Raw genomic sequence first — 19,055 nt, 5'->3', positions numbered from 1 at the left:
CAGGAAAGCAAGAACAGTCGGGCGGTTTTTCGAAGGCGCAAGAGTATCGGCGCAGCCGGAAATGACATGGCCGCGCGTGAGGTCACTGCGAGCCGCATGCCGCCGCGCATCGCCCACGCGCTGCAGGGCCGGCGACTCGCGCGGCCGCGGGTTCCGAACGGACGGCCCTAGATCTGCGCGACCTGCGATTCGCCGCGCACGGTGCTGCCGCGCATGCGCGGCAGCGCGGCCAGCAGCGCATTGCCGATCTCGCCGGTGCGCACCGAGGTCACGGACAGCAGGGTGTCGCTGATGCCATGGCTGTCCTCGCAGGCGCCCTGCAGGAAGACGCCCGGGTGGAAATCGGGCGTGGCCTGCAGCCGGTAATAGCGGTCGACCGAGAAGTCGCCGAGGTAGGGCGCGATCGGCTGCAGCAGGTCGCGGTGCTGGTCGCGCGCGTAGCCGGTGGCGAGCACCACGGCATCGTAGGACTGCGCGATCTCGCGGCCCGCGTCCTGGTCGAGCAACTGCAGGTGGATGCCGTCGGACGCCGCACGCACCGAGCGCACCTCGTGCTGGCGCAGCATGCGCAGGCGGTTGCCGCGCGTCACCTTCTGGTCGTAGAACACCTTGTAGATCTGCTGGATCAGGTCGAGGTCGGCCACCGCATAGTTGGTCGGCGCGACCTCCTCGAGCAGCGCCGCGCGCTCGTGGCTCGGCCGGCTGTAGACGTAGTCCGTGAAGTCGACGTTGAAGACCTCGTTGACGAACGGACTGTCGTCGGACGGACGGATCGTGCGGGCCCGCATGATGAAGTCGACCTGCGGCGCGTTCGGCCGCCCCTGCAGGTCCATGAAGATCTCGGCCGCGCTCTGCCCCGCCCCGATGACGGCCACGCGCTGCGGCTGGCCGTCGCGCAGGACGCGCGCGATGTCGCGCAGGTAGCTGCTCGAATGCAGCACCCGGCCATCGCCGCGCAGCGCGCGGAAGCTCTCGGGAATGCTGGGCACGCCGCCGATGCCGACCACGAGGTTGCGCGCCAGCCGTTCCTGCACGCGGCCGCCCTCGACGCTGCGCGAACGCACGCGCAGCAGCGAGACCTCGCCGTCCTGCGTCTCGGGCAGCACCTCGAACACCTCCTCGCCATAGGCACAGGCGTCGTCGAACTGCTGCGCGGCCCAGCCGAGGTAGTCGTTGAACTCGTGCCGGCTCGGGAAGAAGCTCTTGAGGTTGATGAACTCCGGCAGGCGTCCGCTCTCGTGCAGATAGTTGATGAAGGTGAAGCGGCTGGTCGGGTTGCGCAAGGTCGCCAGGTCCTTGAGGAACGAGATCTGCATGTTGGCCTGGTCCAGCAGCATGTGCGGATGCCAGGCGAAGCTGGGCTGGCGCTCGATGAACAGGGCGTCCAGCGGCTTCGTCCCATGACGCTTCTCTTCGAGCGCGATGGCCAGCGCGATGTTCGACGGTCCGAATCCGACGCCGATCAGGTCATGGATGTGCTGCATGGGGATTCAACTCCTTGTGAAATGGTCAGGCGCCTGCGAGCGGTGTCCGGAGGCGATCGGTGAACGAAGGGCTCAGGCCGCGAGGCTTTCCGGCGCGCGTGCGCGGTCTTCCGCGATCCGCCCGGCCTTCATCGTGATCACGCGGTCGGCCAGGTGGAAGTAGCGGTCGTCGTGCGAGATGACCACCAGCAGATGGCCCTTGGCGCGCAGCTCGGGCAACAGTTCGGTGTAGAACAGGTGGCGGAAGGTCGGGTCCTGGTCCGCGGCCCATTCGTCGAACACCAGCACCGGGCGCCCCTCGAGGTAGGCATGCACGAGAGCCAGGCGCTTGCGCTGGCCGGTCGAGAGGTCGACCGTGCTGAACGAGCCGTCCTTCACGCTGACCTTGTGAGCGATCTCCAGGCGCTGGAGGTAGGGCAGCGCGGCCTGCGGCAGCGACTGCGCGCCAGCCTCGCCGCGCTCGTTGACGACCAGGTCCTCGAACAGGTAGAAATCGGAGAACACGGTGGTGAACAGCTGGCGGTAGTCGTCGCGCGCTTCCGGCGTCACGGCCACGCCGTCGCGCAGCACCTCGCCCTCCTGCGGCGCATAGAGGCCCAGCAGCAGCTTGATGAGCGTGGTCTTGCCCGAGCCGTTGTCGCCCACCACGAACACCATCTCGCCGCGGCGCAGCTGCAGGTCGATCGGTCCGAGCACGAAGGGGGCACCGCCGTCCGGTGCGTCGAAGGCGTAGTGCACGCCGCGCATGCCGATGCCCTCCGACAGGTTCTGCGCCCCGCCCGCGCGCTCCAGGTGCAGATGCGGCTCCGGGCTTGCGAAGCGCGCCGACAGGTCGGCGATGCGCATGAAGGCGATCTTGGCGCGACCCACATTGGGCAGCGAGCGCGCGATCTGGTCGATCGGCCCCTTCAGGAACAGCAGTACCAGCACGAAGCCACTGAGCACCACGGGCTCGGTGGTGCGGAACGCGGCCCAGCCCAGGATCAGCGCGATCAGCAGGAAGAACATGGCCGAGCCGAACGAAGTGGCCAGCACGAAGACGTTGATGGCGCGGCTGTTGACGCTGCGGATGCTGTCGACGATGCGCTCGATCTGGCCTCCGAACATGCGCGTGCGGCGATCGCGGTGCATGCGCAGTTCCTTGGCGCCCTCGCTGATCGCCTCGTAGGCCTTGTGCAACTGATCCTCATGCTCGCGCGCCTTCCAGAAACCGACCTCGGCGCGGGTCTGCGCCACGGTCTGGAAGGTGGCGCCCAGCACCAACGCCACGAACAGCAGACAGAAGAGCGGCAGCGAAAGCCACGCCAGATAGACCAGGCAGCCCAGAGCGACCGCCACCGCGATGAGCACAGTGGACAGCACGAAGGCGGCGTCGCTGATCATGTCCACGTCCTGCGACAGCACCGGCATGAGGCGGTGGGTGCGGTAGCGCTCCAGCGCGTCGATGGGTGCCGAGAGGATCTTTTGCGCCAGGCTCTTGCGCACCTGGGCCACCAGCTTCTGACCCACGAAGTTGGTGGAGATGTCCGACGCCATGCGACCGAACAGCGCCACCAGGCAAAGCCCGATGAAGGTCAGCAGCAGCCCGCCGGCCATGCTGCCCTGCTGGTTGAGCACCTGGTTGATGGTGCGCAGCAGAGCGACCGTGGCCACGCCCGCGAAGACGCCCGTGACGATGGACAGCAGGATCCACGGATAAAAGGGCTTCAGCAGGCGCGCGACCTCCGCGCGATTGCCGCTGCCGGCGCCAGTAGCACTGGGAGATGTCATGCAAGGAATCTTTCCGCCCATCGGGGCGATTGCGTTCATGCGGCGCGATGCCGTCCTTTTCATAGACGAGCGGGCGCGGCCGATGTTCATGCGAGGCGCCGGGCGGGAGGCGTTTTCGTGCCGCGCCGGTGAACATGCGAGGCGCTCGCGCGTCTGGAAGGAATGCACCCCGAGCGACGCTTCGCGGCCCTCCGCGGGACCAGCCCATGATTCCGCTGCTGGCACCGATCTTCCGGGGCGAGTTCGCGCATCTCGGCGAAAGGCTCCAGTGCGCACGCACGCCGCCACCCGGCGCGGTATGCGTGGCCGACCTGTTGCGGCCCGGCTCGCGCCTCGCGGAGGTGCTGCACACGCACGCACGTTTCAGGCGTCACGCCGCTGCGGATCAGCGGGCGGTGGCTTCCGCATGGACCCTGCGATACGCCGAGGTGCTGCTGCCCCCGGTCGTGGCTGCGGCGAGCATGCTGCACCACGTGTTTCCGATCTCGGCGGAGCAGACGTGGGTGCGGCTCGACGGCAACGCAGACGTGGTCGACTTCCACATCATCGGACTGGGCGAATCGCGGCGCGGCGCCCCGACCGCCGAGCGCTACGCGCCGCTGCTGTGGCAGCACCTTGCGCCGCTCTTCGGCGCGATCGCCGGGCTCACGCGGATCGCACCGAAGATCCTCTGGGGCAACGTGTCACGCCATCTCGAACCGATCCTCGACCAGGGCCTGCAGCTGACCGGCGGCTCGGCCGGGATCACGCAGGACCGGGCCTGGCTGCTGTACGAGGCCGACTGGCCGGGCGCGGGCACCGGCGTCAATCCGCTCCACGGTGCTCGGCGCGAGGTGATGCGGCGGCACGAGGGCCGCGTCATTCCGCTGAGGCTGCACCGGCAGTGTTGCCTCTATCACCTGCTGCCCGGCGAGGGCTACTGCGGCGCATGCCCCCTGGCGCCCCAGCACCGCCGGGATGGGGTCGAGGAAGAAGTGCAGCAGGCGCAGGAAAGCGACGGGTGAGACGCGCGGATGAACAGATCGCCGGGTACTTCGTCCTCCCAGGAGATATCTCAAACCATTCATCCCACACCTATGCCCAAGGCAAAGCTCGTCTACATCCTCTCGCTGAGAAATGCCGCCGCCGACAGGGCGGGCCAGTTCATCGATTACAAGGGCGAAACCCGTTACATGAAGTCCCCGCTCGAGTACCTCGCCGAGGCACTCGACGGCACGCCGCTGGGCGATGCCTATTCGCTGGAGGGCATCCTCTTCGACGACGACGCGCAAGCGCCGCGCGACCAGGCGGCGCTCGCGGACTACGGCTTCGCCTGGAGTGCCGACAGGAAATGGATCTTTCCGCCGGACCTGCGCGCCCAAGGCCGGCTGCTGCGGGAGATGCTGCATCCGGTGCCCTCCGCCTACCGCCGCCTGCCGCTGAACGCCCCCGAGCGCGCCGCGGGCAAGAGCGCCTTCGAGCGCGCGCTGCTGGACAAGCTGCTCACGCTGCGCGCCGATGTGGTCGTGCTCGATGGGCTGCTGGTCATCCTGGATGAGCTGGTGCGGCCCCACAGCCGCTTCTACCGCAGGATCGTCAATATTCATCCCGGCATCACGCGGCTCGAATCGCCCTTCCAGCGCCGCGGCGCCTACGCCACGCTCGACGCGCTGCACGGCGCGCAGGGCCAGAAGGTGGTGGACTGGCAGACCATGGCCAAGGTGCCCACGACTCCGGTCCTGAAGACTGGTGCCTCGCTGCACTACGTGGACAACGGCATCGATTCGGGCGAGGTCATCTACGACGTGCTCGGCACCGACATCGCAACGGACGACTCGATCCTCGAGTTGCGCTGGAACAACTTCAACCGCAGCCTTTTCCCGGCGCTTCACCAGGGCCTGGCCCTGCTGGCCCCTCACCTCTGAGTCCGCCCGGCGCGGTCCACCCCAGGAGACACATGACTACTGCCACCACCACCCGGCCCACGGCCGCCGCCGACCCGCGCGCGAGCGCACCGCTGATCTCCTACGCCGATGGCGTGGCGCACGAAGTCGCCTTCGACGGACGCGCATTCATGGTGCGCAACCGGACGACCGGCTCGCTGTCGCAATGGAAGCTCGACGATGCCGGCGCGGACAAGGTGCTCGCGCAAATCGAAGGCGACGCCGCCTATGCGACGCCGCATGTGCTTGCAGTGCTCGAGGCCTTCTTTGCGCACCATCCCGAGCACAAGGTCGTCACGCTCGCGGGCGCGGATCGCTTCGGCGAACTCGCACACGCCGGCGTGCTGCTGCCGGGGAAAGACGGGCAGATGCAGGCCTTCAGCGAGCAGCTGTGGCAGCAGCCGGGGCTCTGGCTGCCCACCGTGCATGCGCCGATGGCGCAGCAGTTCGCGCTGACCAACGGCAAGTACCACCCACGCCGCCCTCCCAAGCCGCGTGGCATGCTCTACCAGCGCTTCATTCCCTGGCTCGGCAAGACCTTCTCGTTCCGCAGCATCGACTTCGAGGGCGACCTGCCGATGTTCAACCGCTGGATGAACGACCCCGACGTGGCGAAGATCTGGGAGGAAGAAGGCGACCTGGACAAGCACCGCGCCTACCTCACGGCCATCGACCGCGACCCGCACATGTATTCGATGATCGCGAGCTTCGACGGCGAACCCTTCGCGTACTTCGAGATGTACTGGGCCAAGGAAAGCCGCATCGCCCCCTTCTACGACGTGCAGGACTACGACCGCGGATGGCATGTGCTGGTCGGCGACCCCGCAGTGCGCGGCAAGGCCTATGCGACCGCGTGGCTCACCTCGATCTCGCACTACATCTTCCTGTGCGATCCGCGCACGCAGCGCGCCGTCGGCGAGCCGCGCATCGACCACGTGCAGCAGATCCGCAACCTCGACAAGTCCGGCTACGCGAAGCTCAAGGAATTCAATCTGCCGCACAAGCGCGCGCAGCTGGTGGTGATGCTGCGAGAGCACTACTTCTGCGATGCGTTGTGGCTGCCGCGCACACAGGAAGCCCCAGCGCATGCGGCATGACCTGTAGTTGAAAGGGCTGTGGATTTTGTTGTCGAGATACCACTGGCTTTGAAAAAGCTGCATCAAAATAAGAACCATTCTCATTAAAATCCGCCGTCCTAACTATTTGGAAGTCCTTTACATGCGCCCTCTTCCTCTGCCCCGGCAGCGCCTGCTGAACGCTTCGCTTGTGGCTGCTTTCGGAACCACCACCGCGTTCTGGAGCCTCGCCGCTTCGGCCCAGGGACAGCAGTCGACCCAGCCTTCGACTTCCACCGCGGTGCCCGGTGCGACGGGCAATGCGCTTCCGGCAGTCATCGTGCGCGACGAGCCCGAAACCGCGAACGGTCCGGTGAAGGGCTACGTGGCGCGCCGCAGCGCGACGGGCACGAAGACCGATACGCCGCTGATCGAGACGCCCCAGTCCATTTCGGTGATCGGCCGCGAGGAACTCGATGCGCGCGGCGTGCAGAACATCATGGAAGCCGTGCGCTACACGCCGGGCGTGGCGGTCGGAAACTGGGGCTATGACGCCCGCGGCATCGACTGGCTGCTGCTGCGCGGCTTCGACGCAACCAATGCGATGTATCGCGACGGCCTGCGCCTGCCGGCCTATTCACTCACCGAGCCCTACGGCGTGGAGCGCGTCGAAGTGCTGCGCGGCCCGGCCTCGGTGGCCTACGGCCAGTCCGATGCGGGCGGCGTCATCAACCGCGTGAGCAAGATGCCAAGCGCCACAGCCGTGCGCGAAGTCGAAGTGCAACTGGGCAGCTTCGGCCGCAAGCAACTGGGTGTGGACCTCGGCGGCGCGATCAACGACACGCTGACCTACCGCCTCGTCGGCGTCGCGCACGACAGCGACACCCAGGAGATCTATCCGAACGGTGAAGCAGTGAAGGTCAAGCGCGACTACTTTGCGCCCTCGCTGCGCTGGCAGCCGTCGGCCGCCACCTCCTTCACCTTGCTGGCAGAGTTCCTGCGGAGCAAGGCCGGCGACGACACCGGCTATGTGGTCGGCGCGAAGGGCGTGCCCACATGGGTGAAAGAAGGCGAGCCGCGCTACAGCTGGATCGAGCAGAAGCAGAACGCACTCGGCTATATGTTCGAGCACCACTTCAACGACAACTGGACGGTGCGCCAGAACGTACGCTTCAACGACTTCGACACCGACAAGCACCACATGCGCACGGCGCTGCAGGCCGACGGCCGCACACTCTCGCGCACCGCGCGCTTCGACCCCGAGCGCGTCCACCAATTGACGGCCGACACCAACGTGCAAGGCCGCGTTCGCACCGGCATCGTCGAGCACACGCTGCTGTTCGGCGTCGACTGGACCCGCATCAACTACTCGACGAGCACCCGCACCGGCCCGGCGCCGAGTCTCGACCTGCTGTTCCCGGTGTACGGTCTGCCCGTCGCCGAGCCCACGCGTCTCACCCTGAACACCTCGCAGACGACCGAACAGCTCGGTGTCTACCTGCAGGACCAGATCAAGATCGCCGACCGCTGGGTCGTCACGCTCAGCGGTCGCCAGGACCACGTGAAGACCAACGCTTTCGATCGCATCGCCGGCGAAGCGACCTCGCAGACCGACGACAAGTTCAGCGGCCGCGCGGGCCTGACCTACCTGTTCCCCAATGGCTGGGCACCCTACGTCAGCTATGGCGAATCGTTCCTGCCGACCAGCGGCGTCGACATCAACAGCCAACCTTTCCGCCCGAGCCGCGGCAAACAGTGGGAAGCCGGCGTGAAGTTCCAGCCTGAGGGCTCGCGCTCGCTGTTCACGGCCGCCGTGTTCGACCTGCGCAAGTCGAACGTGGTCACTTACGACCAGCAGACCGGCGATGCCCGCCAGATCGGACGCATCCGTTCGCGCGGCATCGAGCTCGAAGGCAAGTCCGAAATCGCGCGCAACCTGAACCTCACGGCCTCCTACACCTGGCTCGACATGAAGGTGATCCAGAGTGCGGACACCACCGAGCTAGGCCACACGCCGATCCAGGTGCCCAAGCAGACCGCGTCGCTGTGGCTCGACTACACGCTGGACAACGGCTGGGGCGTGGGTGGGGGCTTGCGCTACATCGGCCGCCGCTACAACAACGTGACCAACACCGACGCCGAAGGCGGTGTCACGCTGCTGGACGCGACCGTGCACTACCGCCAGGGCCCGTGGCGCTTCTCGTTGAGCGCCACCAACCTGGCCAACCGCAAGTACACCGCATCGCGTGCCTATGGTGGCTACTACCCGGGGAACGACCGCGCAGTGGTCGCGAGCGCCAAGTACCAGTTCTGAGATCGAAGAGGCCGGCGCGAGCCGGCATCCGGTCCTGAAGCGACGCAGGCCACGTGGCGCCATCGGGCGCCACGTGGCCTGTTCTTTTTTGACTTGCGGGCCGGCTAGATCCGAACCCCTGCCTGCTTTTCTTCCGTCTCCACCGCTTCGAGTTCGCGCAGCACGGCCGCATGCAGCGCACGATCGGCCAGCACCCCCACGTGGTCGCTGCCCGCGATCACCTCGACACCCTCGGTGCGCACACCGGGGCTCGCCGATATCTCCTGCGACATCCACCAGCGCACCGGCGCGGGCGCTTCATCGGCAGCCACATGCGCAATGCCCAGTCGCAGGCAGTTGACGCGGCTCCAGAGCGTGTGCTCCTGTGAACCCGCGGCCGGTCCGTCGGCCGGCAGTGCCGCGCCGTAGGCACGCACCACCTCGCGAAGGAACATGTCGCGCTGCGCGCGCGCCATGCGGCCCAGCGTATGCTGCCAGAGAGCGCGCATGGCCGAACGTGCCAGCCACTGCTGCAGCGAGGCGTCCAGCGGCTCGCGCTCCGCGGCATCGAGCGCCGGTGCGCCAGCGAGCGCAGCGCGCATCTGCGGAAAGGCCGCGATGTCGACGGCGCCCACCCACGCGATGCCGAAGCGTCCGCGCAGCAGGCGCGCGACTTCGAGTGCCACGAGCGCGCCCACCGACCATCCGAACAGCGCGATGGGACGCCCCTTCGTTTCTTCGCGCGATGCGATGGCCCGCGCATAGCGGTCGGCCATCGCCTCCACAGAATCGCCGGCCCATGCCACTTCGCTGCCGGGTTCACTGACAACGGTGAGCGCGGGCACCGCGTCCTGCAGCGCCGCGTACTCGTCGCGCTTCCAGGCGCGGGCGGGAAAGGCATAGAGCGCGACGGGCGCGGATGCCGCGGTCGCGGCTTCATCGAAGACAGGGTGTGGTTGCTGCGTCATCAGAGACTTTCCTCCAGGGTGACCAGGGGTGCACCGCGGCCCTCGTCGAGATCGGCCCGGCCCGCCGGCAGGCACAGGGCTGCGGCCAGGTCATCGAGCACGGGGTGTTCGAACACGTCGCGCAGCTGCATCCGCGCAGCGGGCAAGCCTTCGCGGTCGACGCGCTCGTTCCATTGCACGACCAGACGCGCGGCCCGCAGCGAATCGCCGCCGAGCTCGAAAAAATGCGCGCGCGGCGGCGTGGCAGGCGTCGAAAGCACGCCGCGCCATGTCTCGGCCAGCGTCGAGAACGCGACAGCCGGCAGGACCCTGGGCGGTGCGCTCGCGGCAGCATCGCGCACCGGCGCACGCGTCAACGCAGACCCGTCGGCCACCCGCGACTCCAGCAGCGACGCCACTGAGCGGCCCGCGCCCTGAAGCAGCGCTTTCACCAGCCCTTCCATCTGTGCGGCCAGCCCGGCGATGCCCGCGGGCTCGAACACCCCGCGTGCATGCTCGAAGCTCAGCCACATCTCCTCGTCCTTGGTCTCGACGATCAGCACCAGCGGCACGCCCAAGGTGCCGCGGCCCGACGAGGCCTGGATGCCGAGGCTCGGCCCCGCGCCGCGCGAGATCGCCTCGTCCACCGGGTAGTTCTCGAAGATCACCAGCGTGTCGTACAGCGGCTGCCCCGGCGTGCCGAGCCAGCCCTGCACGCGCGGCAGCGGCGCATGTTCGCGCTGACGCAGTGCGAGGTTGGCCGAGACGATCTGCCGCAGCCATGCGCCCACGCCCATCGCGCCATCGGGGCGCAGCATGAGCGGCAGGCTGTTGACGCACAGGCCCACCACGTCGTCGATGCCGCGCATCTCGAACGAGCGACCCGACATCGTGACGCCGAAGCACACGCCCGCGCGGCCGGTGCGCTGCATCAGCAGCAGCGCCCAGGCGGCCTGCACCAGCGTGTTGAGCGTCACTTGCTCGGCCTGCGCCATGGCACGCAGCGCGCGCGTGATGGAGGCGTCGAGCACCACGCGGCGGCTGTCGCAACCGCCCGCCGCCCAGCGCTGGAGCGGCACGCCGCACAGCAGCGTCGGCTTGCTGCCGATGTCCGCGTAGCAGTCCTGCCAGTACGTCTTCTCCTCGTCCTTCGCATCGCGCCCGTCGCGCACGGCGGCAACGAAATCGGCATACGGCTGCAGCGGCGAGGTCACCTTCTGGCCGGCGTACAGCGCAAACAGCTCGCCCATCACGCGCGACACGCTCCAGCCGTCGAACAGGATGTGGTGCCAGGTCCAGGCCAGCCGCCAGGCGTTGTCGCCCACGCGCACCGCCACCCAGCGCGCGAGCGGCGGGCGCGCCATGTCGAAGCCGCGCAGGCGCTCCTCCTCGCACAGCGCATCCCAGGCTTCTTCCAGCGCTGCTTCGTCGCGGTACCGGCCGCGCCAGTCGAGCAGCTGCACCGGCGCCTCGAGCTGCCGCAGCACCAGCTGCATCGGATCTCCCTGCGGCAGCCAGTGGAAGCCGCTGCGCAATGCGGCATGGCGCGCCACCGTGGACTGCCAGGCCGACTTCAGCCGGTCCGGGTCCAGGTCCACCATGTGCACCAGCGTCTGCACGACGTTGATCTCGGTGCCCGGTGCGATCGAGCTTTCGAACAGCATGCCCTGCTGGCCCGGCGCGAGCGGATGGATGTTCTCGATCTGCGTCGCGGCCTCGGGCAACCCCGCGACCAGCGCATCGAGTGCGCCGGCCTCCAGGGCCGCGAGCGGAAAGTCGCTCGGCGTCACGCCCTGCGCATCCGCGAGGCCGCTCGTGCAGTGCGCAATCAGCGCGAGCAGTTCCTGCCTGAAGCGGTCGACCCATCCCTGCACGCTCGCAGCATCGTGCCGCGCGCTGCTGTACATCACGCGCAATGCGAGCTCGCCCGCATACACCTGGCCGCTGACCTGGAACTCATGGCCCATCGGCGCGCCTTCGTTCACGGCCACACCCATGCCCTCGGCCGCGAGGGTCCACAGCGCGTCCGCGTCGAAATCGCCATCGAACTGGCCGAGGTAGTTGAAGACCACCTGCGCACGCGCTGCAGTGCCCACCTCCCTCACATCCCCCGCGTCCTCGCGCTGGCGCAGCAGGCCGAAACCCAGCCCCTTGCCCGGGATGTCGCGCAGGCTCTCCTTCACCCGCATGAGCGCCGCACCCGGCTCGCCCATCGGCGCGAGAGCCACCGGGAACGCGCTGGTGAACCAGCCCACGGTGCGCGTCAGGTCGATGCCGTCGAACAGGTCTTCGCGGCCATGCCCTTCGAGGTCGACCAGGATTCGCTCGTGCCCGCTCCACGCGCACAGTGCGCGGCCCAACGCCGTCAGCAGAATGTCGTTGACCTGGGTGCGGTAGGCCGAGGGCGCGTCCTTGAGCAGCGCCTCGGTCGCGGCCTTGTCCAGCCGCAGTTCCACGCTGGCCTGCTCGGCCGTGGTGGCGGCGCCTTGCGGGCGGTCGCATGGCAGCTGCACGGGCACTTCGGCCAACGCCTGCCAGTGCGCGCGTTCGTGCTCGTCCTGCGCCAGTTGCTCGGCGTGGGCCTGCAGCGCCTGCGACCAGTCCTTGTAGCTGCTGGTGTTCTCCGGCAACGCGACGGCCTCGCCGCGCAGCAGCTGCGCGCAAGCCGTGCCGAGGTCCTCGAGCAGGATGCGCCACGAGACGCCGTCCACCGCGAGGTGATGGACCGCGAGCAGCAGCCGCTGGCTGCCGTCCTCGACCTCGATCGCCAGCGCGCGCAGCAGCGGGCCGTGCGCGATGTCCAGGCTGCGCTGGGCTTCGTCGCAGAGCGCATCGATCTGCGCTGCGTCGCGGGCCTGCCGCACCCAGAGCAGCTCGTGCGCCGGATGGTGCGCGCTCGTTCCGTAGCGCTGTGTCCATCGGCCGTCGGCGTTGCGGCCGAAACGCAGCCTGAAAGCGTCGTGGTGCGCGATCACCGCCTCCAGGGCCTTGCGAAGCGTTGCCAGCGCCACCGGCGTGCGGGGCTGCAACAGCACCGACTGGTTCCAGTGGCTCGGAACCGGCAGCTTCGCCCCCAGAAAGTCGGCCTGGATCGGCAGCAACGGCACCTGGCCCTCGCGCAGGCTCGCGGGGCGCTGGGCCCCGGCCTGCACCGCCTGCGCTACCGTTGCCAGCAGCGCCACCGTCTGGCGCTCGAAGAGTTGCCGCGGCGTGATGCGCCAGCCCGCCTTGCGCATGCGCGCCACGATCTGCAGGCTCAGGATCGAATCGCCGCCGAGTTCGAAGAAGTTGTCCTGGCGACCCACGCGCGACACGCCCAGCACCTCGACCCAGCTCTGTGCGAGTGCAGCCTCGACCTCGCCTTGCGGCGCCTCGTACGGCGCATCGGCTCCGGCCGCCTCGGGCGCGGGCAGCGCCTTGCGGTCGATCTTGCCGTTGGCGTTGAGCGGCAGCTTGTCCAGCACGACGATGGTTCCGGGCACCATGTAGTCAGGCAGCGCCTCACCCACTGCCTGCCTGAGGCGCGGCACGTCGAGCCCCTCGTCCGCCCCCACATAGCCCACGAGCCGCGCACCGCCCTGCCCTGCGGCGGCCACCACCACCGCCTGGCGCACGCCGGGCTGCTGCAGCAGTTGCGCCTCGATCTCGCCGAGCTCGATGCGGAAGCCTCGCACCTTCACCTGGTGATCGATGCGGCCCAGGTACTCGAGCTGGCCGTCTTCGCTCCACTGCACGAGGTCGCCCGTGCGGTAGAGACGCCCACCCGGCGCGCCGAAAGGATCGGCCACGAAGCGTTCGGCCGTCAGGCCCGCGCGGTGCAGGTAGCCGCGCGCGAGACCGGCGCCGCCCAGGTACAGCTCGCCGGGCACGCCGCGCGGCACGAGGTTCATGTCGGCATCCAGCACAAGTGCGCTGCGGTCGCCGACCGGCCGCCCGATGGGCGCATAGCCCGGCACGCAGCGCTCGTCCGCGCCCACCTTCCAGAGCATCGGCGTCACCACTGCTTCGGTGGGACCGTAGCCGTTGATCAGGATCTTCGGCTTGAGGTAGCGACACACCGCTTCGAAGCCGTCGCGCGGCATCGCCTCGCCGCCGAACGAATACAGGTGGATCGGCGGGCACTGCCCGCTGTCGCGTGCCTCCTTGGCCAGCTCGCGCAGGTACACCGGCGGGAAGCCGGCGTTGGTCACGCCATGGCGTTGCATTGCCGCCAGCGTCTGCTCGGGCGTCCAGAGCGAATCGTCGCGCACCACCAGGCTGGCGCCGCAACCCAGCGCCGTGTGCAGCCGCTCGTGGGCGCCATCGAAGGCGAACGAAAGGAAGTGCAGCTCGCGCGAATGTGGCCCCATTTCGTAGAGCACCGCCGTGTCGCGGCAATGCATGTCGAAAGGCCCGTGCATCACGCTCACGCCCTTGGGCCTGCCGGTGGAACCGGAGGTGTAGATCACATAGGCCAGGCTGTGCTCGTGCAGCGGCACGCCGGGGTTGTCGCTGCGCTCGCCCGACAGGTCTTCGCGGTCGACGAGGAGCACACGGTGCTCACCCTCGGGCCGCGGCATGTGTGCAGCCAGCGCTTCGCTGGTGAGCAGCAGGCCGATGCCGCTGTCCTGCACCATGTAGGCCAGCCGGTCGACCGGGTACTCCGGGTCCATCGGCACATAGGCGCCACCGGCCTTCAGCACCGCGAGGATGCTCACCACCATCTCGAACGAGCGCTCGAGCGCGATGCCCACGCGCGTCTCGGGTTTCACGCCCCGTGCGATCAACCGATGCGCGAGGCGGTTGGCGCGCGCGTTGAGCGCGCCATAGGCCAGTGCCTCGTCGCCGAAGATCACCGCCACCGCATCGGGCTGTGCCTGCGCCTGCGCCTCGAAGTGCCGGTGCACGGCGCGCACCCCATTCGCATCGACGGGGGCGATGGCCTGCTCGTGTGGGTTCTCGCCCCACTGCTTGAGCAGCGCCAGTTCGTCGGCCGGCACCACCTGCAGCGTGCCCACGCGCGTGGCGGGGCTCAGGGCCAGCGCCGTCACCAGGCCACGGATGGCCTCGGTCATCAGGCCGCACAGGCGTTGCGCGCCGACCGACGCAGTGACCTGCGCGCCGATCTTGAAGCCCTTGCCCTCGTCGTCCACCGAGATCGCCACCGGGTAGTTGCTGCGCTCCCGGCTGCCGAGCACCTCCATGCCCTTCCACGCCGCCGGCACCTCGCCTTCGAGGGCTTCGGTATAGCGATAGTTGAACAGCACGGAGAACAACGGCGTGCTGCCGACCAATCCGCTGCAACGCTGTGCGCGCGACAGGCTGGCGTGCTCGTGGTGCAGGAGGCCCGTGAGTGCCTTGTGCGTCTGCCGCAGGCATTCCTCCGCGCTGTGCGCATCGAGCCGGATTCGCAGCGGCAGCGTGTTGATGAACATGCCCAGCGCACGGCCCGCATCTTTTCCGCTCTGCATCCGGCCAAGCAGCACCGTGCCGAACACGACATCGTTCTTTCCTGTCGTCCTGCCCAGCAACACGGCCAGGGCGAGATGGAACAAGGCCGCGGCGCTCACGCCATGGCGTTGCGCCTGTCGCCGCACCTGTTGCGCCAATTCCGCATCCAGCGGTTCGCGCGCTTCTTCCGCATCCGTGCCGTCGCCTTGCACGTTCAACAGATTGAAGGGCGCCGTGGGCTCCTGGACATCCGCGAGCATTTCCGAGAAGAAGGCGTCGTGCTCGGCCTGGCTCACGCCAAGGCGCGCTTGCGCGACATAGCGCCTGTAAGGCACGGTTTCGGGCAACTCGGCGTGGCGGCCCTGCTGCACCAACGCGATTTCTTCCACGAGCAACTCGAGCGTGGTGTGATCCAGCACCAGGTGATGGGTCAGGAGCTGCAACTGCCAACGCTGCCGGTTCGCGGAAAAAGAACCCGTGGCATGAATCATGGGTGCGCGTCGCACATCGACACGATGGTCCGCAGGGCGTTCCCCCGTATCCGCGCCGCTCGCGAGGTCGCGATCTTCCGTCGCCCATTGCAGGTGCAATCGCGCTTCTCTTTGAACGACCTGGACCGGCTCCTTCAAGCCCTCCCACAGCACGGCGGTACGCAGGATGTCATGGCGTTCGATGATCGTGTTGAAGCTCTCGATGAATCGTTCGAGTCGCTCCCGCGTGTCGAAACTCAGCACATGCCGCGTCACGTAGGCATCGCCTTCGGTTTGCAGCATGTGGTGAAACAGCATGCCTTGCTGCAGGGGCGCAAGAGGATAGATGTCCTGGATGTTCGCGGCACCGCCGAGGACCGACGCTTGCAGGCTTTCGATCTGCCTGTCGTCGAGGTCGATCAAGGTCAACATCTCCGGCCGGATCGCCTCGCATCCCATGGGAATGCGGTTCTCCGGAACCACGACCTCGGTGCCCCCTTGCTCCTGTGCCAATGCCTGCACGAAGGCCGCGAAGCGAGACTGGCGGAACAACGTGCGCACCTGCACGCGCCATCCATGCGCGCGCATGCGCTCGAGCAGGCTCAGCGCAAGCAGCGAATGCCCGCCGAGCTCGAAGAAGTTGTCGTTGCGCCCCACGCGAGGAACGCCCAGTACCTCGGCCCAGATGGCGGCGAGCCCGACCTCCACGTCGCCCTCGGGCGCTTCGTAGGTGCGCTCGTTGGCAAATTCTGGTGCGGGCAGCGCCTTCCGGTCGACCTTGCCGTTCGCATTCAGCGGCAGGGATTCCAGCACCACGACCACACCCGGCACCATGTAGTCGGGCAGCACCTGGCCGAGCTTCAGCCTGAGCTGTTCCACATCGACTTGCTGCGCTGCGTGGATGGACAGGTAGCCCACCAGACGCCCACCCGCCGGGCCTTCGTTGACCACCACGGCAGCCTCCCGCACGCCGACCTGCGCGAGCATCTGCGCTTCGATCTCCCCGAGTTCGATGCGGAACCCGCGCACCTTCACCTGGTGATCGGTACGGCCCCGGTATTCCAGTTGCCCGTCGGCGTTCCAGCATGCAAGGTCGCCCGTCCGGTACAGCCGCTGCCCTCCGTCCGTGGCAACGAATCGCTCCGACGTCAGGGTCGCGCGATTCAAATAACCCCGCGCAAGGTTCACGCCGCCCAGATACAGCTCGCCCACCACGCCCACGGGTGCTTGGTTCAGCTGCGCATCGAGCACGCGGGCCTGCGTTGAATGGATCGGCCGGCCGATCGGTACATGGCCTCGCCCGTCGTCGCGGCAGGTCCAGTGCGTGACGTCGATTGCAGCTTCCGTCGGCCCATAGAGGTTGTATAGCGTGGCCTGCGGCAGCCGCATGAAAGCTCGGTTCTGCGTCTCGACAGGCAGGGCTTCGCCACTGCAAACGATGCGCCGCAAGCTCGTGCATGCCTCGACATCTTCATAGGCCAGAAACGCCTGCAACATGGAGGGCACGAAATGCAGGGTGTCGATACCGTGCTTCCTGATCAATGCCACAAGCCGCTCCGGCTCGCGGTGATCACCCGGGTTCGCCACGACAAGACGCGCGCCATACATCAGGGGCCAGAAGAACTCCCACACCGAAACGTCGAAGCTGAAGGGCGTCTTCTGCAGCACCGCATCGCCTTCGCCCAATTGATATGCCTCCTGCATCCAGACGAGACGGCTGCAGAGTGCGCGATGCCTGTTGGCCGCGCCCTTCGGCTTGCCGGTGGAGCCCGAGGTATAGATGACGTAGGCAAGGCTGTCGCCATGCAGCGCGATCTTCGGATCGCTCTCTAGCTCGGCACTGGTGTCCAGCGTATCCAGCAGCAACATGCCCGCCCGTCCCAGTGTCGACATCTGTTCGGCAAGGTGACTCTGCGTGAGGAGCAGTTCGACGCCACTGTCGGCGAGCATGTAGGCCAATCGGTCCGCGGGATACTCCGGGTCGAACGGCACATAGGCGCCGCCGGCCTTCAGGATGGCGAACAGCGCAACGACCATTTCGATCGACCGTTCCACGGCCACGCCGACCAGGCTCTCCGGCCCGACGCCGCGCCCCGCCAGATGGTGAGCCAGGCGATTGGCCCGCCGGTTCAGTTCGGCGTAGCTCAACGCCTGATCGCCGAAGACCAAAGCGGTCGCATCCGGTCGGACGGACGCCTGGCGTTCAAAGTACCGATGCACGGGCTCGAAATCCGGGCTGCCCTTTTCCCCGTTCTCCCACGCCTGCAGCTGCTGGCGATCCGGAGCGTCGAGCAGATCGAAATTTCCGACGCGGCATTCGGCATCGGACGCGAGCTGCTTCAGCACCTCCAGATAGGCTTTCGTCATCCGATCCACAGTGATGCGGTCGTACAGCGCCGTGTTGTATTCGAGCTGGCCCGTCACGCGCGATCCGGAAATCGTCAGATCGAGCGAGAGTTCGAACTTCGCGCTGTGGTGAGGCCGCTCCATCTGCCTGACATCGAGGCCTTCCAGGACGGGCCCCTGGGCGCCGTCTTCCATCTGCAGGCCGAACATCACCTGGAACAGCGGCGTGCGCCCCGCCTCGCGCCGGTCGGTGCGGCTCGCGAGCAGCACGTCGAAAGGCAGGTCCGCATGATCGAGCGCGGCCAGCACGTCGCCGCGCACCCGCCGGCAGACTTCGCGCAGCGACATCTGCGGCGCGAGCCGCGCACGGAAGACCTGCGTCGTGACGAAGAAACCCAGCATCCCGTGCAGCTCCTCGCGGTGCCGCCCTGCCGAAGGCACGCCCACCGCGAAGTCGTACTGTCCGCTGTAGCGCGCGAGCACCACCTGCCACGCTGCAAACATCACCACAAAAGGCGTGTTGCGCTCGGCGCGGCAGAACTTCAGCAGCGCCTCGCACAGCGGTGCCTCGAGCGCGAACTGCGTGGCTGCGCCATCGAAGCCCAGTTGTTCGGGGCGGGCATGGTCGGTCGGCAACTCCAGCGCGGGCACCGCGCTGCCCAGGTGCGCGTTCCAGTGATCCAGGTCGCGCTGCATCGCGCCGGAGGCCGCGCGCTCGCGCTGCCAGCGCGCGTAGTCCACATACTGCAGCGGCAACGCGGGCAGGTGCACTGCGCCGGGTGCACGCAGCGCGGCGGCGTAGGCATCGGCCAGGTCCTTGGCGAGGATCGGGTTCGACCATGCGTCGGAGACGATGTGATGCAGGCAGATGGCAAGCACATGCTCGTCATCAGCCAGCCGAACCAGCCGCGCCACCAGCGCCGGCGCCGCTTCCAGGTCGAAGACGTGGGAGACGGTGCGGCACACGACGTCGTCGAGCTTTTCCTCGCGCGCCCCGGGCGCCTCGCCCCGCAGATCGATGCGCTCGATGCCGAAGGTGGCTTCTGCCTGCACCGTCTGCAGCGCGGCACCGTCGCGGATGAAGAAGCGCGTGCGCAGCACCGCATGGCGTTCGACCAGGGCCTGGAACGCACGCTCCAGCGCATCGGCATCGAGCGCCCCCTTCATGCGGAATACCCGCGGAAGGTTGTAGGCCGTGAGCTGCGGGTCCAGGCTCTGCAGGAACCAGAGCTGCTGCTGCGCGAAGGACATCGCCACCGCCTCCCCGGGCGCCGTGCATGCGGCAATGGCTTCGGGGTTCGCGTCCTTCGGCATCTTCGTCGTCTCGTTCATCAAGCG

8 protein-coding genes are annotated in these 19,055 nt (G+C 67.8%); 4 read left to right on the top strand and 4 right to left on the bottom strand.

Translation table 11 applies throughout. From position 1 onward, the window contains the following. Positions 1-167: 167 nt before the first annotated feature. Together AC07PU_RS32660 and AC07PU_RS32655 are read right to left on the bottom strand one after the other, a co-directional pair. On the bottom strand, positions 168-1,484 hold the full coding sequence (locus AC07PU_RS32660; RefSeq protein WP_495322443.1) for a lysine N(6)-hydroxylase/L-ornithine N(5)-oxygenase family protein: 1,317 nt from the start codon (positions 1,482-1,484) through the stop codon (positions 168-170). Between the two features lie 72 nt (positions 1,485-1,556). Continuing rightward, positions 1,557-3,254: a cyclic peptide export ABC transporter gene (locus tag AC07PU_RS32655; RefSeq protein WP_495322442.1), complete on the bottom strand. Its 1,698-nt coding sequence runs from the start codon at positions 3,252-3,254 to the stop codon at positions 1,557-1,559. 206 nt (positions 3,255-3,460) lie between these two features. Here AC07PU_RS32655 and fhuF point away from each other — a divergent pair, with 206 nt between their 5' ends. From fhuF to AC07PU_RS32635, 4 genes are all read left to right on the top strand, one after another. Further along, positions 3,461-4,258 (top strand): siderophore-iron reductase FhuF, encoded by a 798-nt coding sequence (gene fhuF / locus AC07PU_RS32650; protein WP_495322441.1) that lies wholly within the window; start codon positions 3,461-3,463, stop codon positions 4,256-4,258. 72 nt (positions 4,259-4,330) lie between these two features. Next, positions 4,331-5,158 carry a formyltransferase family protein gene (locus tag AC07PU_RS32645; RefSeq protein ID WP_495322440.1) on the top strand — a complete coding sequence of 276 codons (828 nt, stop codon included), beginning with the start codon at positions 4,331-4,333 and terminating at the stop codon, positions 5,156-5,158. Positions 5,159-5,190: 32 nt separating this feature from the next. After that, a complete protein-coding gene (locus AC07PU_RS32640) occupies positions 5,191-6,273 on the top strand; it encodes a GNAT family N-acetyltransferase (protein WP_495322439.1) in 1,083 nt (360 codons plus the stop codon). Positions 6,274-6,442: 169 nt separating this feature from the next. After that, the gene (locus tag AC07PU_RS32635; protein ID WP_495322438.1) at positions 6,443-8,545 is read left to right on the top strand and encodes a TonB-dependent siderophore receptor; all 2,103 of its coding nucleotides are present in this window, start codon (positions 6,443-6,445) and stop codon (positions 8,543-8,545) included. A 104-nt stretch (positions 8,546-8,649) separates the two neighbouring features. On the opposite strand, the gene AC07PU_RS32630 is transcribed toward AC07PU_RS32635, so the two are convergent. Both AC07PU_RS32630 and AC07PU_RS32625 read right to left on the bottom strand, forming a co-directional pair. Continuing rightward, on the bottom strand, positions 8,650-9,492 hold the full coding sequence (locus tag AC07PU_RS32630; protein ID WP_495322436.1) for an alpha/beta fold hydrolase: 843 nt from the start codon (positions 9,490-9,492) through the stop codon (positions 8,650-8,652). Further along, positions 9,492-19,049, bottom strand: a complete 9,558-nt coding sequence (locus AC07PU_RS32625; RefSeq protein WP_495322435.1) for an amino acid adenylation domain-containing protein — start codon at positions 19,047-19,049, stop codon at positions 9,492-9,494. Before AC07PU_RS32625 ends, AC07PU_RS32630 begins: the two co-directional genes overlap by 1 nt. Positions 19,050-19,055 lie beyond the last annotated feature (6 nt).

Source organism: Variovorax sp. GW821-FHT10D07 (assembly GCF_059415325.1).
The sequence above is the reverse complement of the archived record's forward strand: the minus strand, read 5'-3'. Positions and strand labels throughout refer to the sequence as shown.